Source organism: Enterobacter sp. 01-M-03-SI-ECC (genome assembly GCF_047530215.1).
GTDB lineage: Bacteria > Pseudomonadota > Gammaproteobacteria > Enterobacterales > Enterobacteriaceae > Enterobacter > Enterobacter chengduensis.
Map to the genome: position 1 here is coordinate 309249 of NZ_JBLKDA010000002.1, position 26848 is coordinate 336096.

Annotated in this window: 24 protein-coding genes and 1 riboswitch; of the genes, 13 read left to right on the forward strand and 11 right to left on the reverse strand. The window is 56.3% G+C overall.

Annotated features, from left to right (window positions below):
• Window positions 1-195 precede the first annotated feature (195 nt).
• The 4 genes from thiQ to sgrR form a co-directional block, all read right to left on the reverse strand.
• Window positions 196-897 carry a thiamine ABC transporter ATP-binding protein ThiQ gene (thiQ, locus tag ACMWKK_RS03335; protein WP_112781154.1) on the reverse strand — a complete coding sequence of 234 codons (702 nt, stop codon included), beginning with the start codon at window positions 895-897 and terminating at the stop codon, window positions 196-198.
• Window positions 881-2491: a thiamine/thiamine pyrophosphate ABC transporter permease ThiP gene (gene thiP, locus ACMWKK_RS03340; protein WP_112781155.1), complete on the reverse strand. Its 1611-nt coding sequence runs from the start codon at window positions 2489-2491 to the stop codon at window positions 881-883. Before thiP ends, thiQ begins: the two co-directional genes overlap by 17 nt.
• Complete coding sequence (thiB, locus tag ACMWKK_RS03345; RefSeq protein WP_045327696.1) at window positions 2467-3450, reverse strand: thiamine ABC transporter substrate binding subunit; 984 nt, start codon at window positions 3448-3450, stop codon at window positions 2467-2469. Before thiB ends, thiP begins: the two co-directional genes overlap by 25 nt.
• A 31-nt stretch (window positions 3451-3481) precedes the next feature.
• Window positions 3482-3582, reverse strand: a riboswitch (TPP riboswitch).
• 36 nt (window positions 3583-3618) lie between these two features.
• A complete protein-coding gene (gene sgrR, locus ACMWKK_RS03350) occupies window positions 3619-5274 on the reverse strand; it encodes an HTH-type transcriptional regulator SgrR (protein WP_406542742.1) in 1656 nt (551 codons plus the stop codon).
• An 88-nt stretch (window positions 5275-5362) separates the two neighbouring features.
• On the opposite strand from sgrR, the gene sgrT reads away from it, so the two are divergent.
• Window positions 5363-5515 carry a glucose uptake inhibitor SgrT gene (gene sgrT / locus ACMWKK_RS03355; protein WP_032644049.1) on the forward strand — a complete coding sequence of 51 codons (153 nt, stop codon included), beginning with the start codon at window positions 5363-5365 and terminating at the stop codon, window positions 5513-5515.
• Window positions 5516-5635: 120 nt separating this feature from the next.
• The gene (locus ACMWKK_RS03360) at window positions 5636-6814 is read left to right on the forward strand and encodes a sugar efflux transporter (protein WP_112781156.1); all 1179 of its coding nucleotides are present in this window, start codon (window positions 5636-5638) and stop codon (window positions 6812-6814) included.
• Between the two features lie 47 nt (window positions 6815-6861).
• Here ACMWKK_RS03360 and ACMWKK_RS03365 read toward each other — a convergent pair whose 3' ends face one another.
• The 7 genes from ACMWKK_RS03365 to leuL all read right to left on the reverse strand — a co-directional run bounded on the left by ACMWKK_RS03365 (window position 6862) and on the right by leuL (window position 13461).
• Window positions 6862-7443: a cytochrome b/b6 domain-containing protein gene (locus tag ACMWKK_RS03365; protein WP_112781157.1), complete on the reverse strand. Its 582-nt coding sequence runs from the start codon at window positions 7441-7443 to the stop codon at window positions 6862-6864.
• Between the two features lie 106 nt (window positions 7444-7549).
• On the reverse strand, window positions 7550-8440 hold the full coding sequence (locus tag ACMWKK_RS03370; protein WP_112781158.1) for a cation diffusion facilitator family transporter: 891 nt from the start codon (window positions 8438-8440) through the stop codon (window positions 7550-7552).
• Window positions 8441-8601: 161 nt separating this feature from the next.
• Complete coding sequence (gene leuD / locus ACMWKK_RS03375) at window positions 8602-9207, reverse strand: 3-isopropylmalate dehydratase small subunit (RefSeq protein WP_045327709.1); 606 nt, start codon at window positions 9205-9207, stop codon at window positions 8602-8604.
• Between the two features lie 10 nt (window positions 9208-9217).
• Window positions 9218-10618, reverse strand: coding sequence for a 3-isopropylmalate dehydratase large subunit (gene leuC / locus ACMWKK_RS03380; protein WP_045327710.1), 1401 nt, complete (start codon window positions 10616-10618; stop codon window positions 9218-9220).
• Between the two features lie 2 nt (window positions 10619-10620).
• A complete protein-coding gene (gene leuB, locus ACMWKK_RS03385; protein ID WP_023310385.1) occupies window positions 10621-11712 on the reverse strand; it encodes a 3-isopropylmalate dehydrogenase in 1092 nt (363 codons plus the stop codon).
• Entirely contained in the window at window positions 11712-13283 is a 1572-nt protein-coding gene (gene leuA / locus ACMWKK_RS03390) for a 2-isopropylmalate synthase (RefSeq protein WP_045327712.1), read from the reverse strand. Before leuA ends, leuB begins: the two co-directional genes overlap by 1 nt.
• Before the next feature lie 91 nt (window positions 13284-13374).
• On the reverse strand, window positions 13375-13461 hold the full coding sequence (gene leuL / locus ACMWKK_RS03395; RefSeq protein ID WP_071787438.1) for a leu operon leader peptide: 87 nt from the start codon (window positions 13459-13461) through the stop codon (window positions 13375-13377).
• 589 nt (window positions 13462-14050) lie between these two features.
• On the opposite strand from leuL, the gene leuO reads away from it, so the two are divergent.
• The 11 genes from leuO to mraY all read left to right on the forward strand — a co-directional run bounded on the left by leuO (window position 14051) and on the right by mraY (window position 26848).
• Complete coding sequence (gene leuO, locus ACMWKK_RS03400; RefSeq protein ID WP_274533062.1) at window positions 14051-15013, forward strand: transcriptional regulator LeuO; 963 nt, start codon at window positions 14051-14053, stop codon at window positions 15011-15013.
• A 380-nt stretch (window positions 15014-15393) separates the two neighbouring features.
• Window positions 15394-17118, forward strand: coding sequence for an acetolactate synthase 3 large subunit (gene ilvI / locus ACMWKK_RS03405; protein ID WP_112781159.1), 1725 nt, complete (start codon window positions 15394-15396; stop codon window positions 17116-17118).
• Between the two features lies 1 nt (window position 17119).
• On the forward strand, window positions 17120-17611 hold the full coding sequence (gene ilvN, locus ACMWKK_RS03410) for an acetolactate synthase small subunit (protein ID WP_406542743.1): 492 nt from the start codon (window positions 17120-17122) through the stop codon (window positions 17609-17611).
• A gap of 179 nt (window positions 17612-17790) precedes the next feature.
• Window positions 17791-18798, forward strand: coding sequence for a catabolite repressor/activator (gene cra / locus ACMWKK_RS03415; RefSeq protein ID WP_032644059.1), 1008 nt, complete (start codon window positions 17791-17793; stop codon window positions 18796-18798).
• Window positions 18799-19396: 598 nt separating this feature from the next.
• The gene (gene mraZ / locus ACMWKK_RS03420) at window positions 19397-19855 is read left to right on the forward strand and encodes a division/cell wall cluster transcriptional repressor MraZ (RefSeq protein WP_032642561.1); all 459 of its coding nucleotides are present in this window, start codon (window positions 19397-19399) and stop codon (window positions 19853-19855) included.
• Window positions 19856-19857: 2 nt separating this feature from the next.
• A complete protein-coding gene (gene rsmH / locus ACMWKK_RS03425) occupies window positions 19858-20799 on the forward strand; it encodes a 16S rRNA (cytosine(1402)-N(4))-methyltransferase RsmH (protein ID WP_021240527.1) in 942 nt (313 codons plus the stop codon).
• Window positions 20796-21161 carry a cell division protein FtsL gene (gene ftsL / locus ACMWKK_RS03430; RefSeq protein WP_406542744.1) on the forward strand — a complete coding sequence of 122 codons (366 nt, stop codon included), beginning with the start codon at window positions 20796-20798 and terminating at the stop codon, window positions 21159-21161. The genes rsmH and ftsL overlap by 4 nt, the downstream gene beginning before the upstream one ends.
• Before the next feature lie 15 nt (window positions 21162-21176).
• Window positions 21177-22943: a peptidoglycan glycosyltransferase FtsI gene (locus tag ACMWKK_RS03435; protein WP_029741225.1), complete on the forward strand. Its 1767-nt coding sequence runs from the start codon at window positions 21177-21179 to the stop codon at window positions 22941-22943.
• Window positions 22930-24417 (forward strand): UDP-N-acetylmuramoyl-L-alanyl-D-glutamate--2,6-diaminopimelate ligase, encoded by a 1488-nt coding sequence (gene murE, locus ACMWKK_RS03440; protein WP_112781160.1) that lies wholly within the window; start codon window positions 22930-22932, stop codon window positions 24415-24417. Before ACMWKK_RS03435 ends, murE begins: the two co-directional genes overlap by 14 nt.
• Window positions 24414-25772: a UDP-N-acetylmuramoyl-tripeptide--D-alanyl-D-alanine ligase gene (murF, locus tag ACMWKK_RS03445; RefSeq protein WP_112781161.1), complete on the forward strand. Its 1359-nt coding sequence runs from the start codon at window positions 24414-24416 to the stop codon at window positions 25770-25772. The genes murE and murF overlap by 4 nt, the downstream gene beginning before the upstream one ends.
• A complete protein-coding gene (mraY, locus tag ACMWKK_RS03450) occupies window positions 25766-26848 on the forward strand; it encodes a phospho-N-acetylmuramoyl-pentapeptide-transferase (RefSeq protein WP_008501985.1) in 1083 nt (360 codons plus the stop codon). The genes murF and mraY overlap by 7 nt, the downstream gene beginning before the upstream one ends.

A 26848-nucleotide genomic window follows, 5' to 3' on the forward strand; every position in this document is an offset into this window, starting at 1 on the left:
TGCATCCCTGCAGGCCACGCCCTCTCGGCGCATCCCTGCGCCTCGCCCCGGCCTTACGGAAACGCTTCGGCGATTTACAGCCGGACCGGGGCATCGCTGTAAGGCATTCATAACCCTGATGGCACATACATTGCTTTAGGTTTGAAAGTTACTGGGGATTTCTCAGCCCTGTGGGAGAGGGCCAGGGTGAGGGCATCAGACCGCACGAATCCCCAACAGTGAAGACGCCCCCGCTTTACCCTTCAAAAGTTCTTCCGTCACCCCATCCCACACGATTCTTCCTTCGGCAATGACCACCGATCGCGGGGCAATCCGCGCGGCATCTTCTATGCTGTGCGACACCATCAGCATCGTCAGCTGCTGGCGCTGACAGACGTCCTGCACCAGCGTCAGCATCTCCTGACGCAGCGCCGGATCGAGCGCCGAGAACGGCTCATCCAGCAGCAGCATCGGCTGTTCGCGGACCAGACAACGGGCCAGCGCCACGCGCTGACGCTGGCCGCCGGAAAGCTCGCCCGGCAGCCTGTCGATAAACCCGGCGATCCCCATCTGCGCGGCAATCTCCTCCAGCTTATGGCGCTGGGCATCGTTCAGCCTCAGCCCCGGATGCATTCCCAGGGCAATGTTTTGCCGCACCGTCAGGTGGGTAAACAGGTTGTTTTCCTGGAACAGCATGGAGACCGGACGTTTGGCGGGCGGCGTGTGGGTATGATCCCGGTTATCGATGACGATCGAGCCGCTTGCCGGCTGCAGAAAACCCGCAACCAGATTAAGCAGGGTGCTTTTTCCCGCGCCGCTTGGGCCAAGCACCGCAATCCTCTCTCCCTGGCGCACGGAGAGCGTGAAGCGCATCGGCAGATGCTGATAAAGCCACGTTACATCAGTCAGTTTTAACATCACGCCCCGGAAGTTTTTCGATAACGGTAAATAAGGCAAAGCACAGTATAAGGAGCAACAGCGCGGTGACCGCCCCGTCCTGACTGCGATAAGAGCCGATTTGCTGATAGAGCCAGTAGGGCAGCGTGCGGAAATCGTCGTTGCCGAACAGCGCCACGACCCCAAAATCTCCAATGGAGAGCACGCAGGCAAACGCCAGCGCCTGTGCCAGCGGACGTTTTAGCGCGCGCAGTTCGACCACCTTCAGCCGCTGCCAGCCCTGCATGCCCAGCGACTGGCACAGCAAACCGTAGCGGCTGTTGACGTCGCGCATCGGGTTTTCCAGCACCTTGAGCGCGTAAGGGATGGCCATTAAGGCGTTGGTAAAGATGACGATGCCGTCGGCGCGTTCCGGCAGGCCGACGGTGCTGTTGAACAGCAGGAAGAAGCCTGTCGCCAGCACGATCCCCGGCATCGCCAGTATCAGCATGCCCGTCAGTTCCAGCATCTGTCCGGCCTTTTGCGCATGGCGAGCGTAGAGCTCACGGCTGCTCCACAGCAGCATCATGGTCAGGATCACGCACAGCAATCCGGCTGCCAGCGCGATGCGCAGCGAGGTCCAGGTGGCTTGCCAGAGGACGGGCTGTTGCAGGACGGACATCAGATTGAGGTTCAGCCCATCAGCGATAACGGCCATCAGCGGCGGCAGAAGAAGCAGAAGCGCCAGCGCGATCAGGACAAAATCGGTGACGCGGCTGGGCAGGCTGTCCTGCGGGTCGCGCCAGCCGGTTATTTGATTGCTGCCGGGGGGAATGGCTTTGCTCAGCCGCTGGCTCAACAGCACCAGCACAAGGCAGCACCCCATCTGCACCATCGCCAGCAGCGCGGCGCGGCCTGGATCGTAGTCGTAACTCAGCGCCTGATAAATCGCCAGCTCAATCGTGGTGGCCTGCGGCCCGCCCCCGAGGGACAGCACGGTGGCAAAGCTGGCAAAGCAGAGCATAAAGATTAACGCCGCCACGGGTGGGATCTGTCGGCGCAGCCACGGCCACTCGACAAAGCGGAAGAACGACACGCCGCGCATGCCGAGCTGGGCGGCAATCTGGCGCTGCTCGCCGGGAATGTTTTCCAGCGCCTGCAAAAAAAGGCGCGTCGCCATCGGCATATTGAAAAAGACGTGCGCCAGCAGAATGCCCTGCAGTCCGTAAGGAGAGAAGGTCCACTCCAGACCAAGCTGGCCGAACAGCGACGCCAGCCAGCCCTGGCGACCGTAAACGCTCAGAATACCAAATACGGCCACCAGCACGGGCAGGATCAGCGTCATGGCGCACAGGCGCAGCAGCGCCTGCCTGCCGGGGAAGCGCCGCCGATACAGCGCGCGTGCAAGAAAAATGGCGGGGATGACTGACAGCAGGGCAGAAAGTGACGCCTGCCAGAAGGAGAACCGGACCACGTGCCAGAGGTAGCTGTCGTGCCAGAGGGCGAGCATGTCGCTCTCTGGCGCGTTAAACCACAGGGCAAGAAAAGCCCCCAGACTGACCGCCACCATCACAACGGCGGCGAGCAGCCCGGGAAGTAGCCAGCCGGGAATCAGCGGCTGACGGCGCGTTGCCATTCACTTACCCATGCTGCGCGCTGCGCGGCGACCTGCTGCGGCGTAAACTCCAGCGAGGTTTGTGGTTTGGTTAACTGCTCGAAACCGGCCGGCAGGGAAATGTTCGTGACGGGATACATCCAGTTGCCCGCTGGAATGGCGTTCTGGAACGCCGGTGAAACCATAAACTTCAGGAACTTCTCGGCCAGCTCCGGCTGTTTGCTGGCGGCGGTCCGCGCGGCGACCTCTACCTGCATGTAGTGCCCTTCAGCAAAATTCGCGGCGGCGTAGTTGTCTTTCTTCTCGGCGATAATGTGGTAGGCCGGAGAGGTGGTGTAGCTCAGCACCAGGTCGCTTTCGCCTTTCAGGAACAGGCCGTAGGCTTCGCTCCAGCCTTTTGTTACGGTCACGGTTTTGGCGGCCAGCTTCTGCCACGCCTGCGGCGCTTGATCCCCGTAGACCTTTTGCATCCACAGCAGCAGGCCCAGCCCTGGCGTGCTGGTACGCGGATCTTCATAGATCACGCGCCATTTCTGGTCGCTCTCAACCAGCTCTTTCAGGCTCTTCGGCGGATTTTTCAGCTTGTTTTTATCGTAGACAAACGCAAAGTAGCCGTAGTCGAACGGCACAAAGGTGTCATTTTTCCAGCCGCCCGGGACGTTAACGGCATCGGCCGCGACGCCGCTTTTGGCAAACAGTTTGGTTTGCGAGGCGGCCTCCAGCAGGTTGTTATCCAGCCCGAGCACCACGTCGGCCTTGCTGTTTTTCCCTTCCATGCGCAGACGGTTGAGCAGCGACACGCCATCTTCCAGCGCCACGAACTTCAGCTCGCAGCTGCAGTCGGCTTCAAAGGCTTTTTTGACCACCGGGCCAGGGCCCCAGTCGGCAGAGAAGGAGTCGTAGGTGTAGACCGTCAGAACGGGCTTAGCAAAAGCAGGCAGCGCAAACAGCGCCAGCAGGGGAAGAACTTTTTTTAACACTTTGCACCTCAAAGTTGAGTGGCAAAGGATTTTGAGCAACAGCCTCAAATCCCTTCGCCGGCGTTATCCGGATCAGGTTCGACGGGTATTATCTCAGCGCACATCTGTGATGCAGCACCCCGTTGAGAACGGCGCTATTGTAATGATTTGGTGAATATTACGAAAGCGTTATGGCTCCGGCGGCGCAAACCAGGCGGATTTAAAATCAAACCAGCCCAGGGTGTTCATCCGCAGGCCGCGCATACTGCGCTGGCCATGGATCATCAGCCAGTGGTGGATCAGCGGGACGATCGCCTGTTCCTCCAGCAGGTCCTTGCACCATACGGCAAGATTCATGTCGCCAGCGCGCCATTGTTCGGCGTCCTGCTGCCAGTCGCGCGTGATGCAGTGCTGGATCAGCGGGACCTCATACAGGTGAGAAAAGAGCGAGAAATCGAGCGGCAGGGTGAAGTTGGCGCTGTTTAACCAGATATCGCTGACGATGTCTCCGCGGTGCCATTCGTCATAGTCCACTTCTTTCACCTCCAGCGTAACGCCTTCTGCGGCCAGCAGCCGGGCCATGATCCCGGCGATAAAACGATGCTCCACGTGCTCGCGGTAGTAGGTCAGGGTGATGGACTCCAGCCCGGCAGGCCTGTCGCAGCGCGTCGGGCGAGCGTGGTGCCAGCGCGGAAGCAGGCCGTAGGCCGGGAACCAGTATGTCTGGTACTGCTCTTCCGCGTGGTAGATCAGATTGGAGGGGGACAACACGTGGCTGACCCACTGACGAACGGCCTGGTTTGCCCCCCGGTGGGTGCGGCTATCAAACAGCAGATAGTAGCATCCCTCCTCCAGACGACTCTCCACCGCCTTTTCTCCCGCAGTGGGCCCTTCCAGCGTCAGCCCGCAGCTCAGGTCTTCATTGAGATCCGGCAATACCCAGACGTTCACCTCGTCAATCAGCGCCCGATAGCCAAAGTAGTCATCGAAAGCGCGGATTTTTAGCTGGTTGCTGTTATTGCGGGACACGGAGTAGGGCCCGGTGCCAATCGGCAGGCTGGCAAAGTTGTTCAGCGACTCCCACTCGGCGGGCAAAATCATCGACGGCACATAGCCCAGCAGCCAGGGAAGCCACTTATCCTGCTGCGACAGCTCAATATCCAGCGTCCATGCCGTGGGGGAATGAACGCGGGAAATATGCGAGTAGAGCGGTAGCCTGCGGGCGCGCTCCAGAGAGGCGATGACGTCGTGTATCTCCAGCTCGCGCCCGTGGTGAAAGTGGATGCCGGGGCGCAGGAAGAACCGCCAGTGAAGCGGGGAAAGCTGCTGCCAGTGGTGCGCGATATCCGCCTCCAGTTCCCCGTTTTCCTCATTTATGCGCGTCAGGCCGTTGAAAATTTGCCGTGCGATATGGGTTTCCGAGCGGCGTAGCGCCGTGCCGGGCAGCAGATTTTTCATGGGACGATAATAAAGCACCCGCAGGATGTGCCGGCCCTGGCGAAAGCTGCGTCCAAGATGTGAAACCAGCATCTGGCGCACGGCGGCCTTGTCGCCCACCAGCTGGACCAGCTGATCGATGCGGTCCTGCTCGAGCAGGTCTTCCGCGCGCTGCTGCTGCAACGCCAGCCCGGTGTAGAGAAAGGTCAGCCGCGAGCGTTTGCCGCGTCCCGCCTCCGCTTCCCAGCTTAACCAGCCCTGCTGCTGCATGGTGTTGAGCAGCGTGCGCATATGGCGGCGGGAACAGCTGAGCAGGTCGGCCAGCTCGTTGAGCGTGGTCTCCTGCGATTGCCCCTCGCAGCACTGCCAGAGGCGGATAAACTGTTGTTGCAGACGACCGGAAGGCATAAAAGGGGAACTCCTGACAAAAAACCAGCAATTTATTAATCCCTATATTAGGCCAATAATTCTTCTCGATGAAGCGAGGAGGTAAATTATGAAGAGGTCTACCGCACGTCAGTTTTATCAGCAGTACTTTTCAGCGACAAAGGGATCGTCCTGGCTGGCCCGTCAGTGTGCAGAACAGCGGCTGAAAACGTTAGAAGAATTGATGCAGTGGGACGTTACAACGCCGACCTCTTCCCGCTAACTCGCCTCGATCATGTGTGACTGAGTATTGGTGCTTATCACCCGCCAGCAAAATGTTTTTGCTGGCTTTTTTCGTTTATTCTTTCACCCGGTTTCGATTTGCTTTCACAAGGACTTGCGCATGCTCTGGTTGATGACGATGGGGCGACGCCTGAACGGCGTGTACGCCGCTTTTATGCTGGTGGCCTTTATGATGGGCGTGGCGGGGGCGCTGCAGGCGCCGACGCTGAGCCTGTTTCTCAGCCGCGAGGTGGGGGCACAGCCGTTCTGGGTCGGCCTGTTCTACACCGTCAACGCCATTGCCGGGATCCTGGTCAGCCTCGCGCTGGCGAAACGATCGGACAGCCAGGGCGATCGCCGTAAGCTGATCCTCTTTTGCTGCGCGATGGCCGTCGGCAACGCGCTGCTCTTTGCGTTCAACCGTCATTATCTGACGCTGATTACCTGTGGCGTGCTGCTGGCGTCGCTGGCGAATACCGCTATGCCGCAGCTGTTCGCCCTGGCCCGGGAATATGCGGATAGCTCGGCGCGGGAAGTGGTGATGTTCAGCTCGGTGATGCGTGCCCAGCTCTCGCTGGCGTGGGTCATCGGCCCGCCGCTGGCCTTTATGCTGGCGTTAAACTATGGCTTTACCGCGATGTTCTCTATCGCCGCGGCCATTTTTGCCATTAGCCTGGTGCTAATTGCCTTCGCGCTGCCGTCGGTGGGGCGGGTGGAACAGACGACGGATAAACCGATAACGCAAGCGAGCGGCTGGCAGGACAAAAACGTCCGCATGCTGTTTATTGCCTCGACGCTGATGTGGACCTGCAACACCATGTACATCATTGATATGCCGCTGTGGATCAGCAGCGATCTCGGTCTGCCGGACAAGCTCGCGGGGATTTTAATGGGGACCGCTGCCGGGCTGGAAATCCCGGCGATGATTCTGGCGGGTTACTACGTTAAACGCTTCGGAAAGCGTCGGATGATGATCGTCGCCGTAGCGGCCGGGGTGCTGTTCTACGCGGGGCTGATCCTTTTTCATTCGCGCGAGGCGCTGCTGGCGCTGCAGCTGTTTAACGCCGTGTTCATCGGGATTGTCGCCGGGATCGGCATGCTCTGGTTTCAGGACCTTATGCCGGGGCGTGCAGGCTCGGCAACGACGCTTTTTACCAACAGCATTTCAACCGGGGTGATTCTGGCGGGGGTGATCCAGGGGGCGCTGGCGCAAAGCTACGGGCACGGCGCGGTGTACTGGATGATTGCGGCGCTCTCCGTCGTGACGCTCCTGCTGACCTGCCGCGTTAAAGACGTGTGACCGGGTAAATGAAGCGGAGCCCGGGCTCGCCGGGCTCTGCGAACCTTTTATTCTGAATACTGATATTTGCGCTGTGCGCGTAGCGTCAGATACATGTGGACGAGGCCCATGAAGCCGTGTGCCCAGAAATAGGTCTCAATAAAGACCGTCAGGAATTTATGCAAACCCAGGACGGATTCCGTGACGGGCGACACCGGCCCGAGCGTGGCGTTCAGCACGAACCAGGCTGCGCCGCAGAGTGCCACGCCCAGCAGCGCCAGCACGCCAAGACCCTGCACCGTGGCCGCCATCCCGCCAGCATGCGCGTCGGGAAGCTGACGCTGCGTGAGGGTACGAATATCGTCAACGATTCCGCGAAAATCCAGCGCCAGCCAGGCGAAGTAATACTTAAATCCGCGCTGGGTTAACATCCATGCCAACATGGCAATGCCGCAAAAAATTAAACCAAATCCGGAGATAACGTGGATCCAGGTAACAATTCCGTTCAGCCCGGATTCGTGGAGGGCTTCGCTTTCGGTAAAATTGGAATTAATTATTTGCGCTAATACCAGCACGGCCACAACAATGTGCAGCACGCGAAGAAAAGGCGTTTCTTTATGGGGAAGCGTATCGCGTATTGTTGGGTTCATCGCTTTTTACCTCAATAATGAGAGAGCTGATGCGATGCAGTGTGACGCAGATTAATTAACGAAACCTTAACTAGCGGGTGCGTCACGCTGTATTTATGCGTGCCGGTTACTGGGCAGGATCAATATGCGTCATGACGTTCAGCACCTTAAACTTTTGCATCACCTTGTTTCTGGCATTGACGGCAATCTGATGCCCTTCTTTTACGCTTAATTCGCCGTTCACTTCGAGATGAACATCGACGAGAGCTAAATCGCCCATCTTGCGGGTTTTTAAGTCATGGAGTCCGGTGACGCCTTCGGTTGAGAGCAGGCACGTTTTGATATCGTTTTCCAGTTCGGGTTCAAGCGAACGGTCCATCAGATCGTGCAGGGCATCGGCAGAGAATTTATAGCCCATATGGGCGATGAAGATGCCGACAATCAGAGCCGCAACCAGGTCCATTGCGTGAAAACCGAGTAAATTTCCGGCAATGCCGATAGCGACAACCACGGACGACGCGGCGTCAGAGCGGGCATGCCAGGCGTTGGCAATCAGCAGCGAGGACTGAATGCGTTTTCCCGTGGCGAACATGTATCTGAATAAACTTTCCTTCACCACCAGCGCCAGTATTGCCACCCACAAGGCGGCCCCTTTCACCAGCTGATGGGTCTCGGGGTGAAGCAGTTTATTGCCTGCGGACCACAGCATCCCAACGCCCACCAGCAGCAGAATAGCGCCAATAATGAGCTTCGCACCGTTTTCGAAACGCAGATGACCGTAATGGTGATCGATATCAGAGGCTTTATGACTTTTTTTATTCGCAATCAGAACAACAAAATCAGAGGATAAATCGGAAAGAGAATGAATCCCATCAGCAATTAACCCTTGCGAGCCGGAAAATAATCCTGCAAGTATCTGAAAGCCGGTGAGTATAATATTAATTATCACGCTCACTAATGTGCATTTATGTATTTCTCGCGAACGGAGATGAGACTCATTGCCATTTTTCTTTTCCATGATGATTTCCGCTACAAACTGATTGAGCGAGTATTCTGCGCAGGGAATATTAAATTGACATTAAATATAACGTCTTTATCCGCTAAATGTTGGAAGCAGTGACAGAATGAGAGGGGACGAGCGTAAAGTGCGGCCTGCAGCGTGCACTGCAGGCCGGAGCATTATCTCATAAACGCAGGTTGTTTTTGTTCGTAGGAGGCAATTGCCGCGTCGTGCTGGAGCGTTAAGCCAATGCTGTCCAGTCCGTTCAGCATGCAGTGACGGCGGAACGCATCAATGCTGAAGCTGTAGGTCTTGTCCCCGGCTTTCACCACTTCCGCTTCCAGATCCACTTCAAACGCCATGCCCGGATTCGCCTTAACCAGCGCAAACAGCTCATCGACCTGCTCATCGCTCAGCGTCACCGGCAGCAGCTGGTTGTTGAAGCTGTTGCCGTAAAAGATATCCGCGAAGCTCGGCGCAATCACCACTTTAAAACCGTAGTCGGTCAGTGCCCACGGCGCGTGCTCGCGGGATGAGCCGCAGCCAAAGTTTTCCCGCGCCAGCAGGATGGAGGCGCCTTTATATTCCGGGAAGTTCAGAACGAATTCGGGATTAGGCACTTCGCCTTTGTCGTCCAGGAAACGCCAGTCGTTAAACAGGTGTGCGCCAAAACCGGTACGCGTCACTTTTTGCAGGAACTGTTTAGGAATGATCGCGTCCGTGTCGACGTTCGCGGCGTCCAGCGGGACAACCCGGCCCGTATGTTGGGTAAATTTCTCTGCCATGATTGTCTCCTTATTTCAGGCTGCGAATATCGGCGAAGTGGCCGGTGACGGCCGCGGCGGCGGCCATTGCCGGGCTGACCAGATGGGTGCGCCCACCGCGGCCCTGGCGGCCTTCAAAGTTACGGTTGCTGGTAGAGGCGCAGCGCTCGCCCGGGTTCAGGCGATCGTTATTCATGGCCAGACACATGGAGCAGCCAGGCAGGCGCCACTCGAAGCCCGCGTCGATAAAGATCTTATCCAGACCTTCGGCTTCCGCCTGGGCCTTCACCGGACCGGAGCCAGGAACCACCAGCGCCTGCACGCCGGGCGCCACTTTGCGGCCTTTGGCAATCTCTGCCGCAGCGCGTAAATCTTCGATACGGGAGTTGGTGCAGGAACCGATAAAGACTTTATCAATGGCAACATCGGTCAACGGCACGCCGGGCTTCAGCCCCATATAGGCCAGCGCTTTTTCCGCACTGGCGCGCTCGACCGGATCGGCGAAGGAGGCCGGATCGGGAATGGCGTCGTTGACGGAAATCACCTGGCCCGGGTTGGTGCCCCAGGTCACCTGAGGTGCAATCTCTTCTGCCTGCAGGGTGACGACGGTATCAAACGTTGCCCCATCGTCGGTTTTCAGGGTTTTCCAGTACGCGACCGCGTCGTCAAAATCCTGACCTTTTGGCGCGTGCAGACGGCCCTTCACATAATTGAAGGTCGTTTCATCCGGTGCGACCAGACCGGCTTTGGCGCCCATCTCAATCGCCATGTTGCACAGGGTCATACGACCCTCCATGCTCAGCGCCTGAATGGCGTCGCCGCAGAATTCAACGACGTGCCCGGTACCGCCAGCGCTGCCGGTTTTGCCGATGATGGCCAGCACGATGTCTTTCGCCGTGATCCCCGGCGCGGCTTTACCCTTAACCTCAATCTTCATGGTTTTGGCGCGGCCCTGCTTCAGGGTCTGCGTCGCCAGAACGTGTTCCACTTCGGACGTACCGATCCCGAACGCCAGCGCGCCAAACGCGCCGTGCGTTGCGGTATGGGAGTCGCCGCAGACGATGGTCATGCCCGGCAGGGTAATCCCTTGTTCCGGCCCCATCACGTGAACGATGCCCTGATAAGGGTGGTTCAGGTCGTAAAGCTCTACGCCAAACTCGTTGCAGTTCTTAATCAGCTCCTGCATCTGGATACGCGCCATCTCACCCGAGGCGTTAATGTCTTTGGTCTGGGTTGAAACGTTGTGATCCATCGTCGCGAAGGTTTTACCCGGCTGACGTACCGGACGCTTGTGCGCGCGCAGGCCGTCAAACGCCTGAGGAGAGGTCACTTCGTGCACCAGATGACGGTCAATGTACAGCAGCGGGGTTTCGTTTGGCGCCTCGTGGACAACGTGCGCATCAAACAACTTTTCATATAAGGTTTTGGCCATGGTTACACCCCTTCTGCGACATAGCGGGCAATGATGTCGCCCATTTCATCAGTACTGACTGCCGCCGTGCCGCGTGCTAAATCACCGGTACGGACGCCTTCTTCTAACGCCCGGTTAATGGCGTTTTCAATTGCGGTTGCTGCATCACCTGCATCCAGGCTGTAGCGCAGCAGCAGGGCCAGGGAGAGGATCTGCGCAATCGGGTTGGCGATGTTTTTACCTGCGATATCCGGCGCAGAGCCGCCCGCGGGTTCGTACAGGCCAAAGCCTTCTTCGTTCAGGCTCGCGGAGGGCAGCATGCCCATGGAGCCGGTGATCATCGCGCACTCGTCTGACAAAATGTCGCCGAACAGGTTGGAGCACAGCAGGACGTCAAACTGGGACGGATCCTTAATCAGCTGCATGGTTGCGTTGTCGATGTACATGTGTGACAGCGCGACGTCCGGGTACTGCTTAGCCACTTCACTGACGATCTCGCGCCACAAAATGGAAGACTGCAGCACGTTCGCTTTATCAATGGAGGTGACTTTGTGGCGGCGCTTACGTGCCGACTCGAACGCGATGTGGGCAATACGTTCAATTTCGAAACGGTGATACACCTCGGTATCAAACGCTTTTTCATGCTGACCGCTGCCTTCGCGCCCCTTTGGCTGACCGAAATAGATCCCGCCGGTCAGCTCACGCACGCACAGAATGTCGAAACCGTTGGCGGCGATATCGGCGCGCAGCGGGCAGAACTCTTCCAGACCCTGATACAGCTTCGCCGGACGCAGGTTGCTGAACAGCTTGAAATGTTTACGCAGCGGCAGCAGCGCGCCGCGTTCAGGCTGCTCCGCTGGCGGCAGGTGCTCCCATTTCGGGCCACCCACGGAACCAAACAGCACGGCATCGGCATTTTCGCAGCCTTCAACGGTGGCTTTCGGCAATGGCGTACCGTGGTTATCAATGGCAATACCGCCCACATCGTAATGGCTGGTGGTGATTTTCATCGCAAAACGTGCGCGAACGGCTTCCAGTACTTTCAGCGCCTGTGCCATCACTTCCGGGCCAATACCGTCACCCGGCAACACGGCAATATGGTAATTCTTCGACATTACACGGTTTCCTTGTTGTTCTCTTTATTCTGAGCTTTGCGTTGCAACTCTTTTTCGACTTCGGCGGCGCGCCAGATGTTGTTCAGAACATGCACCATCGCTTTCGCGGAGGATTCGACGATATCTGTCGCCAGGCCCACGCCGTGGAAGCGACGGCCGTTGTAATTGACCACGATATCCACCTGACCCAGCGCATCTTTGCCGTGGCCCTTGGCCGTCAGGTCATATTTCACCAGTTCAACGTCGTACTCGGTGACGCGGTTAATCGCCTGATAGATGGCATCGACAGGGCCGTTGCCGTTCGCTGCTTCCGCTTTAATCTCCTCGCCGCAGGCCAGTTTGACCGAGGCGGTAGCGATGTCGCTGGATCCGGACTGCACGTTGAAATAATCCAGACGGAAGTGCTCTGGCTCTTCCTGCTGCTTGTTAATAAAGGCCAGCGCTTCCAGGTCGTAGTCGAAGACCTGACCTTTTTTATCGGCCAGCTTCAGGAACGCGTCGTACAGCTGATCCATGTTGTAATCGCTGTCCTTGTAACCCATCTCTTCCATGCGGTGCTTCACCGCCGCGCGGCCGGAGCGGGAGGTCAGGTTCAGCTGCACCTGGTTCAGGCCGATGGATTCCGGGGTCATGATTTCGTAGTTTTCACGGTTTTTCAGCACGCCATCCTGATGAATACCGGAGGAGTGCGCGAAGGCGCCGGTACCGACAATCGCTTTGTTCGCCGGAATAGGCATGTTGCAAATCTGGCTGACGGTCTGGCTGGTGCGCCAGATTTCGTTGTGATTGATGCGGGTGTGCACGTTCATAATGTCTTTGCGCACTTTGATCGCCATGATCACTTCTTCCAGCGAGCAGTTGCCCGCGCGCTCGCCGATTCCGTTCATCGCGCCTTCTACCTGACGCGCGCCGGCGTGGACTGCGGCGATGGCATTGCCGACGGCCAGGCCCAAATCATCGTGGGTGTGGACCGAGATAATTGCCTTATCAATGTTGGGTACGCGGTCATACAGGCCGGTGATGATGTTGGAAAACTCAAACGGCATGGTGTAGCCGACGGTGTCCGGGATGTTGATGGTTTTTGCGCCCGCGTTGATGGCGGCTTCTACCACACGCGCCAGGTCTTCGATTGGCGTACGGCCCGCATCTTCACAGGAGAATTCAACGTCATCGGTATAGTTGCGCGCACGCTTAACCATGTAGACCGCGCGCTCAATCACCTCATCCAGCGTGCTGCGCAGCTTGGTGGCGATGTGCATAGGCGAGGTCGCAATAAAGGTGTGGATACGGAACGCTTCGGCGACTTTCAGCGACTCGGCGGCAACGTCGATATCTTTCTCTACGCAGCGTGCCAGGGCACACACGCGGCTGTTTTTAATGGTGCGCGCGATGGTCTGGACGGATTCGAAATCACCCGGGGACGAGACCGGGAAACCGACCTCCATCACGTCGACACCCATACGTTCGAGAGCCAGCGCAATCTGCAGTTTCTCTTTTACACTCAGGCTTGCCTGTAATGCCTGTTCACCGTCACGTAAAGTAGTATCGAAAATAATGACTTGCTGGCTCATGGGTTAGGTCCTTGTCAGTCTTAGGGCGCCTTGCTACGAGCATAAAAAAACCCGCGCAGTGGCGCGGGTTTTTAGTCTTACTGGTGACGATTCAACGCTGAATTTCGCCCGCCAGTCTACCGCGCACAGTGAATGCGTTTAGTAGTAGTAGACCGGTGAAACGAATGGTGCGAATCATGAATCGTGCTCCGTTAAATTCAATATGCTTTTAGTGGTACTGGATACGGACATTCATGTCAACCCCTGAGGATGAAAACGGGCCCGACAGAAGGAATCGACAGGGTATTTACTTTAGCTAATTGTGCTGGTTTTTGCTTTCATGGGCCGACGAATTGTCTAATTTTGGACTTAAGAAAAGAGTTGCAGAAAGAGATAAATATAATTCTTTAAAAATGCGTAAACTGTCCCGGCGTGGAGGCCTTTGGCGTAAAGGGTTTTGATATCATTAAGTTATAATTATAGTGAATCTATTCCAGAATGCTGAAAAGCGAAGGGAGATAACAGGTTGTTAACGCACGGCTGGTCGACAGCGTTAACAGTTTAATAATACTTAAGTCATCATTAACCTGACGGCAATTGTGTATTTGTTTGGTTTATGGTTTCATTTAAATCCTAAAGTCAAACATATCATTTGCGCTCTTTAGATTTCGTTAATATAGCGTCTTTATATATTCCGAATTTTAAATAATTCTCTTTCGCTGATCGTATTTGCATGATAAATCATATTTTCCGAGATTTTTACCGTACGGCGGCAAAGGAAGTGTAGCGTGACAGTGGAGTCAGAAGTGCCAGAAAATAATATTAAACAACCTCAAGCTACTGATGGGATTAAACCGCAGTTACGCACGGTGGATCTTAATCTTCTGACGGTATTTGATGCGGTCATGCAGGAGCAAAACATCACCCGCGCAGCCCAAACGTTGGGGATGTCACAACCTGCCGTGAGTAATGCCGTTGCCCGACTTAAAGTCATGTTTAACGACGAATTATTTGTCCGCTACGGAAGAGGGATCCAGCCTACGGCGCGTGCATTTCAGCTGTTCGGCTCTATCCGCCAGGCGCTGCAATTGGTGCAAAATGAGCTGCCGGGATCGGGCTTTGAACCCTTAAGCAGCGAGCGCGTATTCCATCTTTGCGTCTGTAGCCCATTAGATAATTATTTAACGTCGGTTATTTATAATAAAGTTGAAGAGATCGCACCCAATATCAATCTGGTTTTTAAATCATCCCTGAATCAAAACACGGAGCACCAGTTACGCTATCAGGAGATAGAATTCGTTCTTGGGTATGAAGAGTTCCGTCGACCTGAATTTTCCTGCGTACCGTTGTTTAAAGATGAAATGGTTCTGGTCGCCAGTAAAAAGCATCCGCGCCTGAATTCTCCGCTGCGCGAAAGCGACGTTTATAACGAGCAGCACGCCGTGGTTGCCCTCGACAGATATGCTTCCTTTAGCCTGCCGTGGTATGAGACGGCGGACAAACAGGCGAGCGTGGCGTATCAGGGCATGGCTATGGTGAGCGTATTAAACGTGGTCTCCCAGACACAGCTGGTAGCGATTGCGCCGCGCTGGCTGGCAGAAGAGTTTTCTGACCCTTTGAATCTGCAAATTTTGCCTCTGCCGCTCAAGCTCAATAGCCGTACCTGTTATCTTTCCTGGCACGAAGCGGCGGGCCGGGATAAAGGGCATCAGTGGATGGAAGAATTGCTGGTTAGCATCTGTCGCCGGTAAACGTATCAGGATAAATTGCATTGTCTCATGCGATTTATCCTGAGTTCTTTTAGATAACTGCTATTTTATTCTGCGATGTTTTTTTTCGGGCGGCTCTCCGGCGCGTAAAAATAGATGATTTCCTGCATTGTCGCGCTTTTCAGCGATGATTTATCACCCCATCCTCTCTTCCCAGACGAAATAACCATATCTTCTCTTAACGGCTGCTTTTTCTGCTTTACGCACCGTTTATCTCTCCGGGTTTGCTAATTGCCTGCCTCATAACGAGCGGTTAAGGTAAAGAACACTCTGCAAAATATAAGATTGGTTTAGTCCAATCGTAAGACGGTGCGGAAATGAATTCGGCAGTCCGTCTATAACAAAATGCCTGGAGGCAAAGCATGGAGATGTTGTCTGGCGCGGAAATGGTCGTTCGCTCGCTGATCGATCAGGGCGTAAAGCAAGTGTTCGGCTACCCTGGCGGTGCGGTCCTCGATATTTATGATGCGCTGCACACGGTAGGGGGCATTGACCATGTTCTGGTGCGTCACGAGCAGGCGGCGGTTCACATGGCTGACGGCCTGGCGCGTGCGACGGGTGAAGTGGGCGTGGTGTTAGTCACCTCCGGCCCCGGCGCGACAAACGCTATTACCGGCATTGCGACAGCGTATATGGACTCCATCCCGCTGGTGATCCTCTCCGGGCAGGTGGCAACCTCACTGATTGGCTACGATGCGTTTCAGGAGTGCGACATGGTCGGGATTTCGCGTCCCGTTGTGAAGCACAGCTTCCTGGTCAAGCAAACCGAAGACATCCCCGGCGTACTGAAAAAAGCCTTCTGGCTGGCGGCAAGTGGACGCCCGGGACCGGTGGTGGTCGATCTGCCGAAAGATATCCTGAACCCGGCAAACAGGCTGCCTTACGTCTGGCCGGACTCGGTCAGCATGCGTTCCTACAACCCCACAACGCAGGGGCACAAAGGTCAGATCAAGCGGGCGCTGCAGACGCTGCTGGCCGCCAAAAAACCGGTGGTCTATGTCGGCGGCGGCGCAATAAGCTCGGCCTGTGAAGTCCAGCTTCGTGAACTGATTGAAAAGCTTAATCTGCCCGTGGCGTCGTCACTGATGGGGCTGGGGGCATTCCCTGCGACCCACCGTCAGGCGCTGGGTATGCTGGGTATGCACGGGACCTATGAAGCCAACATGACGATGCATCACTCCGATGTCATCTTTGCCGTCGGCGTGCGCTTTGACGATCGCACTACCAACAACCTGGCGAAGTATTGCCCGAACGCCACCGTACTGCACATTGATATCGATCCTACGTCAATTTCAAAGACGGTATCGGCTGATGTGCCGATTGTCGGAGATGCCCGTCAGGTTCTGGAGCAAATGCTGGATCTGCTGACCCACGAAAGCACGGCTCAGCCGCTGGATGAGATCCGCGACTGGTGGCAGCAGATTGAACAGTGGCGCGCGCGTCAGTGCCTGAAATATGACGCGCAAAGTGAAAACATTAAGCCACAGGCGGTCATTGAGGCGGTGTGGCGCCTGACGAAAGGTGAGGCGTATGTGACCTCAGACGTCGGGCAGCATCAGATGTTTGCCGCTCTGTATTACCCATTTGATAAACCGCGACGCTGGATCAACTCCGGTGGTTTAGGCACCATGGGCTTTGGCCTGCCCGCCGCGCTGGGCGTGAAGCTGGCGTTGCCGAATGAAACCGTCGTCTGCGTGACCGGTGATGGCAGCATTCAGATGAACATTCAGGAGCTGTCTACCGCGCTGCAATATGAGCTGCCGGTGCTGGTGCTGAACCTGAATAACGGGTATCTCGGCATGGTTAAGCAGTGGCAGGATATGATCTACTCTGGCCGTCATTCCCAGTCCTACATGAAATCGCTGCCGGACTTTGTTCGTCTTGCTGAAGCTTACGGCCACGTAGGCATGCGGGTGGCCGATCCGGCTGAGCTGGAAACGAAGCTCGCCCAGGCGCTTGAGCACGTTAAAAACAACCGCCTCGTCTTTATGGATGTGATTGTTGATGGGACCGAGCACGTTTATCCGATGCATATTCGTGGTGGTGGTATGGATGAAATGTGGTTAAGCAAAACGGAGAGAACCTGATATGCGCCGGATATTATCTATTTTACTGGAAAATGAGTCTGGCGCACTGTCGCGCGTCATTGGCCTTTTTGCGCAGCGCGGCTATAACATTGAAAGCCTGACCGTTGCCCCGACGGAAGACCCGACGCTGTCGCGCATGACGATCCAAACCGTCGGCGATGCCAAAGTGCTTGAGCAGATTGAGAAACAGCTGCATAAGCTGGTCGACGTGCTCCGCGTGAGCGAGCTGGGGCAGGGCGCTTACGTTGAGCGTGAGGTTATGCTGGTAAAAATTCAGGCCAGCGGCTACGGACGTGAAGAAGTCAAACGCAATGCGGATATTTTCCGCGGACAGATTATCGACGTCACGCCCTCTCTTTATACGGTTCAGCTGGTCGGGACAAGCGACAAGCTGGATGCTTTCCTGGCGTCCGTGCGGGATGTCGCAAAAATTGTTGAAGTCGCGAGATCGGGTGTCGTCGGCCTGTCGCGCGGCGAGAAAATCATGCGTTAGTTGTCAAAAAGGTTCGCCTCTTTCTGCCCGGTCACCAAAGCCGGGCTTTTTTTTGCGTAATCAGCCGACAACGTAAACAAAAGCGGTTGCCGCGAAGGCTTTTCTGCGTTTAGATGTTAAAAGATTTAACCATAACCTTGACAGGGCCATGGACTCTTTTCTTTTTTTAAGGGGCAATTGTGAAACTGGATGAAATCGCCCGGCTAGCCGGCGTGTCACGAACAACGGCCAGCTATGTGATTAACGGTAAAGCAAAGCAGTACCGTGTCAGCGACAAGACCGTTGAAAAAGTGATGGCGGTGGTTCGTGAGCATAACTACCATCCGAATGCTGTCGCTGCCGGCCTGCGTGCCGGGCGCACCCGCTCTATTGGTCTGGTGATCCCTGACCTCGAAAACACCAGCTATACCCGTATCGCCAACTATCTTGAACGTCAGGCGCGCCAGCGCGGCTATCAATTGCTGATTGCCTGCTCGGAAGACCAGCCCGACAACGAGATGCGCTGCATTGAGCATCTGCTCCAGCGCCAGGTGGATGCCATCATCGTGTCGACCTCTTTGCCGCCAGAGCATCCTTTTTACCAGCGCTGGGCGAACGACGCGTTCCCAATCGTTGCGCTGGATCGCGCGCTCGATCGCGAGCACTTCACCAGCGTCGTGGGGGCGGATCAGGATGATGCCGAAATGCTGGCCGCGGAGCTGAGAACCTTCCCTGCTGAAACGGTGCTGTATCTTGGCGCGCTGCCCGAGCTTTCCGTGAGCTTCCTGCGTGAGCAGGGGTTCAGAACCGCCTGGAAAGACGATCCGCGCGAGGTGCACTATCTCTACGCCAACAGCTACGAGCGCGAAGCAGCCGCGCAGCTGTTCGAGAAATGGCTTGAAACGCACCCGATGCCTCAGGCGCTGTTTACCACCTCATTTGCGCTCCTGCAGGGCGTCATGGATGTGACCTTACGCCGTGAAGGTAAACTGCCCTCCGACCTGGCGATTGCCACGTTCGGGGATAACGAGCTGCTCGACTTCCTTCAGTGCCCGGTGCTGGCGGTTGCACAGCGCCACCGCGACGTGGCTGAACGCGTGCTTGAGATTGTGCTGGCAAGCCTGGATGAGCCGCGCAAACCGAAGCCGGGCCTGACGCGTATCAAACGTAATCTCTACCATCGCGGAATTTTAAGCCGCCAAAAATGAAACGACGGGGCAGCGAAAACTGCCCCATTTTGTTGCGATGACTCGTACAGATAATTCCCGGAGAGAAATTAGGATAATTCTTGCGGGATCGTTATTACCTATTTTCTTAATTCATTCTGGCCTTTAAATTGCCCATTTAAAGAACGTGCGGGCAATTTTAAACGGCACTATTTGTATTAATTTGTTACAAACCCTCTTCGGGCGATGAATATTCAGACGTTTTTCCTTCGCCTTTGCCAACTTACGTGGCAACCGCCGCGCTTACCGCGCGCCTGGGTGAATCTGGCGCTGTTATCCCCTGGGAATCTGTCATAAAATGCTGCCCGCGTCGCAAACTGACACTTTATATTTATCTGCGATGATATTGAGTGAGCCTTAACGCTAGTGTGCATATTCGGTTTTTTTCTTACAAATATTCATAACGTTAATTTTGCCTCGCCAGTTGTGCAGTTATTAACCAGGGTTGTTTATCTCTGTAAATAGAGGGCTTTCGAGTCCTTATAGGGAGAGTCCTGGCTTGACAAGCTTTTCCCTCGCTCCGTAAACTCCTTTAGGTGGGAATTTGTGGGTTAAAGTGGTGAGGAGGGGTGTGACTGGCATGTTCCGTGGAGCTACGTTAGTCAATCTCGACAGCAAAGGACGTTTATCGGTACCAACCCGATACCGCGACCGGCTGATTGAGAACGCTGCGGGTCAAATGGTTTGCACCATTGACATTAACTCCCCCTGCCTGCTGCTTTACCCCTTGCCCGAATGGGAAATTATTGAGCAAAAGCTGTCGCGACTGTCGAGCATGAACCCGCAGGAACGCCGCGTGCAGCGGCTGTTATTGGGACATGCCAGTGAATGTCAGATGGATAACGCAGGGCGATTACTGATTGCCCCTGTGTTGCGGCAACATGCCGGTCTGACCAAAGAAGTGATGCTGGTCGGGCAGTTCAACAAGTTTGAACTGTGGGATGAAACGACCTGGTATCAACAGGTCAAGGAAGATATCGACGCTGAGCAGTCTGATTCCGCGACATTATCGGAACGGCTGCAGGACTTGTCTCTATAAATATGATGGAAAATTATAAACATAAAACGGTGTTACTGGACGAGGCCGTGAACGGTCTGAATATTCGTCCGGATGGCATCTACATTGATGGCACGTTTGGTCGCGGTGGTCACTCGCGTTTGATTCTCTCTCAGCTTGGAGAGGAAGGGCGTCTGCTGGCAATCGATCGCGATCCGCAGGCTATTGCCGTTGCGCAGACCATCAATGACCCACGCTTTTCCATCGTGCATGGACCTTTCTCTGCGCTCGCGGATTACGTTGCCGAGCGCGGCCTGACGGGCAAGATCGACGGGATTCTTCTCGATCTTGGCGTCTCTTCACCCCAACTTGATGATGCTGAACGCGGTTTCTCCTTTATGCGTGATGGCCCGCTGGACATGCGAATGGACCCGACGCGCGGTCAGTCTGCCGCGGAGTGGTTACAGACCGCTGATGAAGCCGATATTGCCTGGGTCATCAAAACGTTTGGCGAAGAGCGCTTTGGCAAACGCATTGCGCGCGCCATCGTTGAGCGCAATCGCATTGAGCCCATGACCCGTACCAAAGAGTTGGCCGAGGTGATCGCGGCGGCGACACCGGTGAAGGATAAGCACAAACATCCCGCGACCCGTACCTTCCAGGCGGTTCGCATCTGGGTAAACAGTGAACTGGAGGAAATAGAGCTGGCGCTAAAAAGCTCGCTCGACGTGCTGGCCCCGGGTGGGCGGTTATCCATCATCAGCTTCCATTCGCTGGAAGACCGTATTGTGAAACGCTTTATGCGTGAACAAAGCCGCGGTCCACAGGTACCAGCGGGGCTGCCGATGACGGAAGAACAACTCAGGAAGCTGGGTGGCCGTCAGTTGCGAGCACTAGGCAAGTTGATGCCGGGCGAAGAAGAAGTGGCAGAGAATCCACGCGCCCGTAGTTCAGTGCTGCGTGTTGCAGAGAGGACGAACGCATGATCGGCAGAGTGACAGAGACCCTAAGCAAAGTTAAGGATTCGTTAGGAAGCAACGAGCGCCATGCCTTGCCTGGCGTGATCGGCGACGATCTTTTGCGGTTTGGGAAACTGCCACTCTGTCTGTTCATTTGCATCATTGTCACGGCAGTGACGGTGGTGACCACCGCCCACCATACACGTTTATTGACTGCGCAACGCGAGCAGATGGTACTGGAACGCGATGCGCTGGATATTGAATGGCGAAATCTGGTCCTTGAAGAAAACGCGCTCGGCGATCACAGCCGGGTTGAACGGATCGCAACGGAAAAGCTGCAGCTGCAGCATGTTGATCCTTCACAGGAAAATATCGTAGTACAAAAATAAGGGAAAACGCGACGCATGAAAGCAGCGGCAAAAACGCTAAAACCAAAACGTCAGGAAGAACAGGCCAACTTTATCAGTTGGCGTTTTGCGCTGCTTTGCGGCTGCATTTTACTCGCTCTGGGTTTTCTGCTGGGACGCGTGGCGTGGCTGCAAATCGTCGCCCCTGACATGCTGGTGCGCCAGGGCGACATGCGCTCTCTGCGCGTCCAGGAAGTATCGACATCCCGCGGGATGATCACCGACCGCTCTGGCCGTCCGCTGGCGGTGAGCGTGCCGGTGAAGGCGATCTGGGCCGATCCGAAAGAGCTACATGACGCGGGCGGGATCACGCTGGATAACCGCTGGAAGGCGCTTGCCGATGCGCTAAAGATGCCGCTGGACCAGCTGGCGTCACGCGTGAATACAAACCCGAGAGGGCGTTTTATCTATCTGGCGCGTCAGGTGAACCCTGACATGGCGGACTACATCAAAAAACTGAAGCTGCCGGGCATTCATCTGCGTGAAGAATCCCGTCGTTACTATCCCTCCGGCGAAGTGACTGCTCACCTCATTGGCTTCACCAACGTTGATAGTCAGGGGATTGAGGGCGTTGAAAAAAGCTTTGATAAATGGCTTACCGGCCAGCCGGGCGAACGTATCGTGCGTAAGGATCGCTATGGCCGCGTCATTGAAGATATCTCTTCAACGGACAGCCAGGCGGCGCACAACCTTGCGCTAAGCATTGATGAACGTCTGCAGGCGCTGGTTTACCGCGAGCTGAACAATGCCGTGGCCTTTAACAAGGCGGAATCGGGCAGTGCCGTGTTGGTCGATGTCAACACGGGGGAAGTGCTGGCGATGGCCAATAGCCCGTCCTACAACCCAAACAATCTTACCGGTACGCAGAAGGATGTGATGCGTAACCGAACCATCACCGACGTCTTCGAGCCGGGCTCGACCGTTAAGCCGATGGTGGTCATGACTGCACTTCAGCGCGGTATCGTGAATGAAAACACCGTACTGAATACCATTCCTTACCGAATTAACGGTCACGAAATCAAAGACGTGGCACGTTATAGCGAATTGACCCTGACCGGGGTGTTGCAGAAGTCGAGTAACGTCGGCGTTTCTAAGCTGGCGTTAGCGATGCCGTCCTCAGCGTTAGTAGAGACTTACTCACGTTTTGGGCTTGGAAAGGCGACCAATTTGGGGTTGGTCGGAGAACGCAGTGGCTTATATCCTCAAAAACAACGGTGGTCTGACATAGAGAGGGCCACCTTCTCTTTCGGCTACGGGCTAATGGTAACCCCGTTACAGTTAGCGCGAGTCTACGCAACGATCGGCAGCTATGGCGTTTATCGTCCGCTGTCGATTACCAAAGTTGATCCACCGGTTCCCGGTGAGCGTATTTTCCCGGAATCGACCGTCCGTACCGTTGTTCACATGATGGAAAGCGTGGCGCTGCCCGGCGGTGGCGGCGTGAAGGCGGCCATTAAAGGCTACCGCATCGCCATTAAAACCGGTACGGCGAAAAAAGTGGGGCCAGACGGCCGCTACATCAACAAATACATTGCCTATACCGCAGGCGTAGCGCCTGCAAGCAATCCGCGTTTTGCGCTGGTGGTCGTAATTAACGATCCACAGGCGGGTAAATACTACGGCGGCGCCGTCTCCGCGCCCGTGTTCGGGGCCATCATGGGCGGCGTGTTACGCACCATGAACATTGAACCGGATGCGCTGGCGACGGGCGAAAAAAGTGAATTTGTAATTAATCAAGGCGAGGGTACAGGTGGCAGATCGTAATTTGCGCGACCTTCTCGCTCCGTGGGTGCCAAACGCACCGGAGCGAGCACTGCGAGAGATGGTTCTGGACAGCCGCGTAGCGGCTTCTGGCGATCTTTTTGTGGCGGTGGTCGGTCATCAGGCGGACGGGCGTCGTTATATCCCGCAGGCGATTGCGCAAGGTGTGGCTGCCATTATTGCTGAGGCTAAAGATGAGGCAACCGACGGTGAGATCCGTGAAATGCACGGCGTGCCGGTTATCTATCTCAGCCAGTTGAACGAGCGTCTTTCCGCGCTGGCGGGACGTTTTTATCACGAACCTTCCAACCAGCTGCGTCTGGTTGGCGTAACGGGCACCAACGGAAAAACCACCACCACGCAGCTGATGGCGCAGTGGGCCCAGCTGCTGGGTGAAACCGGTGCGGTGATGGGAACCGTGGGCAACGGCCTGCTGGGCAAAGTGAGCCCGACGGAAAACACCACCGGCTCGGCGGTTGACGTCCAGCACGTGCTTGCCGGTCTGGCAGGGCAGGGCGCAACCTTTGCCGCAATGGAAGTCTCTTCACACGGTCTGGTACAGCACCGCGTCGCGGCGCTGAAATTTGCGGCATCCGTGTTTACCAACCTGAGCCGCGATCATCTTGATTATCATGGTGATATGGAGCATTACGAAGCCGCGAAATGGCTGCTCTATTCCACTCACCACTGTGGTCAGGCGATCATCAACGCCGACGATGAAGTCGGACGCCGCTGGCTGGCGAAGCTGCCGGATGCGGTTGCCGTGTCGATGGAAGACCATATCAATCCTAACTGCCACGGCCGCTGGCTGAAGGCGGTTGAGGTGAACTATCACGACAGCGGGGCGACCATTCGCTTTGCCTCTTCCTGGGGTGAAGGCGAAATTGAAAGCCGCCTGATGGGGGCGTTTAACGTCAGCAACCTGCTGCTGGCGCTGGCGACGCTGTTGGCGCTGGGTTATCCGATGGCGGAACTGCTGAAAACCTCAGCGCGTCTGCAGCCGGTTTGTGGCCGCATGGAAGTGTTCAGCGCGCCGGGCAAGCCGACCGTTGTGGTTGATTATGCCCACACGCCGGACGCGCTGGAGAAAGCGCTGGAAGCGGCGCGCCTGCACTGTACCGGTAAGCTCTGGTGCGTGTTTGGCTGCGGCGGCGATCGCGACAAAGGCAAGCGCCCGCTGATGGGCGCGATTGCGGAGCAGTTTGCGGATATTCCGGTTGTTACCGATGACAACCCGCGTACGGAAGAGCCGCGCGCCATCATTAATGACATCCTGGCGGGCATGCTGGACGCGGGCCGCGCGCGCGTCGTGGAAGGCCGTGCGGAAGCCGTGACCAACGCCATCATGCAGGCCAAAGAAAACGATGTGGTTCTGCTGGCGGGCAAAGGCCATGAAGATTATCAGATCGTTGGCAATCGCCGTCTGGACTACTCGGATCGCGTAACGGCAGCTCGCCTGCTGGGAGTCGTCGCATGATTAGCCTCTCATTAAGCCAGGCCGCTGCGCTGCTGCACGGCGACCTGCATGGGCAAGACCTGACCATTGATGCCGTGACGACGGACACCCGTAAAGTCACCGCAGGCTGTCTGTTCGTGGCGCTGAAGGGCGAACGTTTTGACGCGCATGATTTTGCCGAGCAGGCCAAAGAAAACGGCGCGGGTGCGCTGCTGGTCAGCCGCAAGCTTGATGTCGATCTGCCGCAGGTTGTGGTGAAAGATACGCGTCTCGCGTTCGGCGAGCTGGCTGCCTGGGTTCGTCAGCAGGTGCCTGCGCGCGTCGTCGCGCTGACCGGCTCATCGGGCAAAACGTCGGTGAAAGAGATGACGGCGGCGATCCTCAGCCAGTGCGGCAACACGCTTTATACCGCGGGCAACCTCAATAATGACATCGGCGTGCCGATGACGTTACTGCGCCTGACCAAAGAGCACGACTATGCGGTGATCGAGTTAGGGGCAAACCACCAGGGCGAAATCGCCTGGACCGTGAGCCTGACACGCCCGGAGGCGGCGCTGGTGAATAACCTCGCGGCGGCGCATCTGGAAGGCTTTGGTTCGCTGGAAGGCGTGGCGAAAGCGAAAGGCGAGATTTACACCGGCCTGCCGGAAAACGGTATCGCCATTCTGAACGCCGATAACAACGACTGGCTGAACTGGCAGAGCATCATTGGGGCGCGTAAAACCTGGCGCTTCTCGCCGAATGCGGCCAACAGTGATTTTACCGCGACCAATATCCATGTGACGTCGCACGGCACGGAGTTCACCCTCACGACCCCAACGGGCGGCATGGATGTGCTGCTGCCGCTGCCGGGTCGTCATAACATCGCCAATGCCCTTGCGGCGGCGGCGCTGTCGACGGCGGTGGGCGCGCCGCATGAGGCGATCAAAGCCGGGCTGGCGAACCTGAAGGCCGTGCCGGGGCGTCTGTTCCCGATTCCGCTTTCGGAAAACAAGCTGCTGCTGGATGACTCCTACAACGCGAACGTTGGCTCAATGACGGCGGCGGTGCAGGTGCTATCGGAAATGCCGGGCTACCGCATCATGGTGGTTGGCGACATGGCAGAGCTGGGCGACGAAAGCGAAGCCTGCCATACCCAGGTCGGTGAAGCGGCGAAAGCGGCGGGGCTGGACTGCGTGCTGAGCGCAGGAAAACTGAGCCAGGCGATTAGCCAGGCCAGCGGCGTTGGCGAGCATTTTGCCGATAAAGCAGCGTTGATTGAACGCCTTAAAACATTGATAACAGAAAAACAAATTGTGACTGTGTTAGTGAAAGGTTCACGTAGTGCCGCCATGGAAGAGGTTGTGCACGCATTACAGGAGAACGGGACATGTTAGTTTGGCTGGCCGAACATTTGGTCAAATATTACTCAGGCTTTAACGTCTTTTCGTATCTGACGTTTCGCGCCATCGTCAGCCTGCTGACTGCGCTGTTCATCTCGCTGTGGATGGGCCCGCGCATGATTGCCCGTCTGCAAAAACTCTCTTTCGGCCAGGTTGTGCGTAACGACGGTCCGGAATCGCACTTCAGCAAGCGCGGTACCCCGACCATGGGCGGGATCATGATCCTGACGGCGATCGTCGTTTCCGTACTGCTGTGGGCGTACCCGTCCAACCCGTACGTCTGGTGCGTCCTGACGGTTCTGGTGGGTTACGGGATCATTGGTTTCGTCGATGATTACCGCAAAGTGGTTCGTAAAGATACGAAGGGCCTGATCGCGCGCTGGAAGTATTTCTGGATGTCGGTGATCGCGCTGGGCGTGGCTTTTGCGCTGTATCTGGCCGGAAAAGACACGCCGGCGACCGAGCTGGTTGTGCCGTTCTTTAAAGACGTGATGCCGCAGCTGGGTCTGTTCTACATCCTGCTGGCCTACTTTGTGATTGTCGGCACCGGCAACGCCGTTAACCTGACCGACGGTCTGGATGGCCTCGCCATTATGCCTACCGTCTTTGTGGCGGCTGGTTTTGCGCTGGTAGCCTGGGCGACCGGTAACATGAATTTTGCGAACTACCTGCACATCCCTTATCTGCGCCACGCGGGTGAGCTGGTGATCGTCTGTACGGCGATTGTCGGCGCGGGGCTGGGCTTCCTGTGGTTCAACACCTATCCGGCTCAGGTCTTTATGGGTGACGTCGGTTCTCTGGCTTTGGGCGGTGCGCTCGGCATTATCGCCGTACTGCTGCGTCAGGAGTTCCTGCTGGTGATCATGGGCGGCGTGTTTGTGGTTGAAACCCTGTCGGTGATTTTGCAGGTCGGTTCCTTCAAGCTGCGCGGTCAGCGCATCTTCCGTATGGCGCCGATTCACCACCACTATGAACTGAAAGGCTGGCCGGAGCCGCGCGTGATTGTGCGCTTCTGGATTATTTCGCTGATGCTGGTGCTGATTGGCCTGGCAACGCTGAAGGTACGTTAA

Coding starts and splice junctions, on each gene's coding strand:
- thiQ (WP_112781154.1), bottom strand. CDS start 897: ATGTTAAAACTGACTGATGTAACGTGGCTTTATCAGCATCTGCCGATG.
- thiP (WP_112781155.1), bottom strand. CDS start 2,491: ATGGCAACGCGCCGTCAGCCGCTGATTCCCGGCTGGCTACTTCCCGGG.
- sgrR (WP_406542742.1), bottom strand. CDS start 5,274: ATGCCTTCCGGTCGTCTGCAACAACAGTTTATCCGCCTCTGGCAGTGC.
- sgrT (WP_032644049.1), top strand. CDS start 5,363: ATGAAGAGGTCTACCGCACGTCAGTTTTATCAGCAGTACTTTTCAGCG.
- ACMWKK_RS03360 (WP_112781156.1), top strand. CDS start 5,636: ATGCTCTGGTTGATGACGATGGGGCGACGCCTGAACGGCGTGTACGCC.
- ACMWKK_RS03365 (WP_112781157.1), bottom strand. CDS start 7,443: ATGAACCCAACAATACGCGATACGCTTCCCCATAAAGAAACGCCTTTT.
- ACMWKK_RS03370 (WP_112781158.1), bottom strand. CDS start 8,440: ATGGAAAAGAAAAATGGCAATGAGTCTCATCTCCGTTCGCGAGAAATA.
- leuD (WP_045327709.1), bottom strand. CDS start 9,207: ATGGCAGAGAAATTTACCCAACATACGGGCCGGGTTGTCCCGCTGGAC.
- leuC (WP_045327710.1), bottom strand. CDS start 10,618: ATGGCCAAAACCTTATATGAAAAGTTGTTTGATGCGCACGTTGTCCAC.
- leuB (WP_023310385.1), bottom strand. CDS start 11,712: ATGTCGAAGAATTACCATATTGCCGTGTTGCCGGGTGACGGTATTGGC.
- leuA (WP_045327712.1), bottom strand. CDS start 13,283: ATGAGCCAGCAAGTCATTATTTTCGATACTACTTTACGTGACGGTGAA.
- leuL (WP_071787438.1), bottom strand. CDS start 13,461: ATGATTCGCACCATTCGTTTCACCGGTCTACTACTACTAAACGCATTC.
- ilvI (WP_112781159.1), top strand. CDS start 15,394: ATGGAGATGTTGTCTGGCGCGGAAATGGTCGTTCGCTCGCTGATCGAT.
- ilvN (WP_406542743.1), top strand. CDS start 17,120: ATGCGCCGGATATTATCTATTTTACTGGAAAATGAGTCTGGCGCACTG.
- mraZ (WP_032642561.1), top strand. CDS start 19,397: ATGTTCCGTGGAGCTACGTTAGTCAATCTCGACAGCAAAGGACGTTTA.
- rsmH (WP_021240527.1), top strand. CDS start 19,858: ATGATGGAAAATTATAAACATAAAACGGTGTTACTGGACGAGGCCGTG.
- ftsL (WP_406542744.1), top strand. CDS start 20,796: ATGATCGGCAGAGTGACAGAGACCCTAAGCAAAGTTAAGGATTCGTTA.
- ACMWKK_RS03435 (WP_029741225.1), top strand. CDS start 21,177: ATGAAAGCAGCGGCAAAAACGCTAAAACCAAAACGTCAGGAAGAACAG.
- murF (WP_112781161.1), top strand. CDS start 24,414: ATGATTAGCCTCTCATTAAGCCAGGCCGCTGCGCTGCTGCACGGCGAC.
- mraY (WP_008501985.1), top strand. CDS start 25,766: ATGTTAGTTTGGCTGGCCGAACATTTGGTCAAATATTACTCAGGCTTT.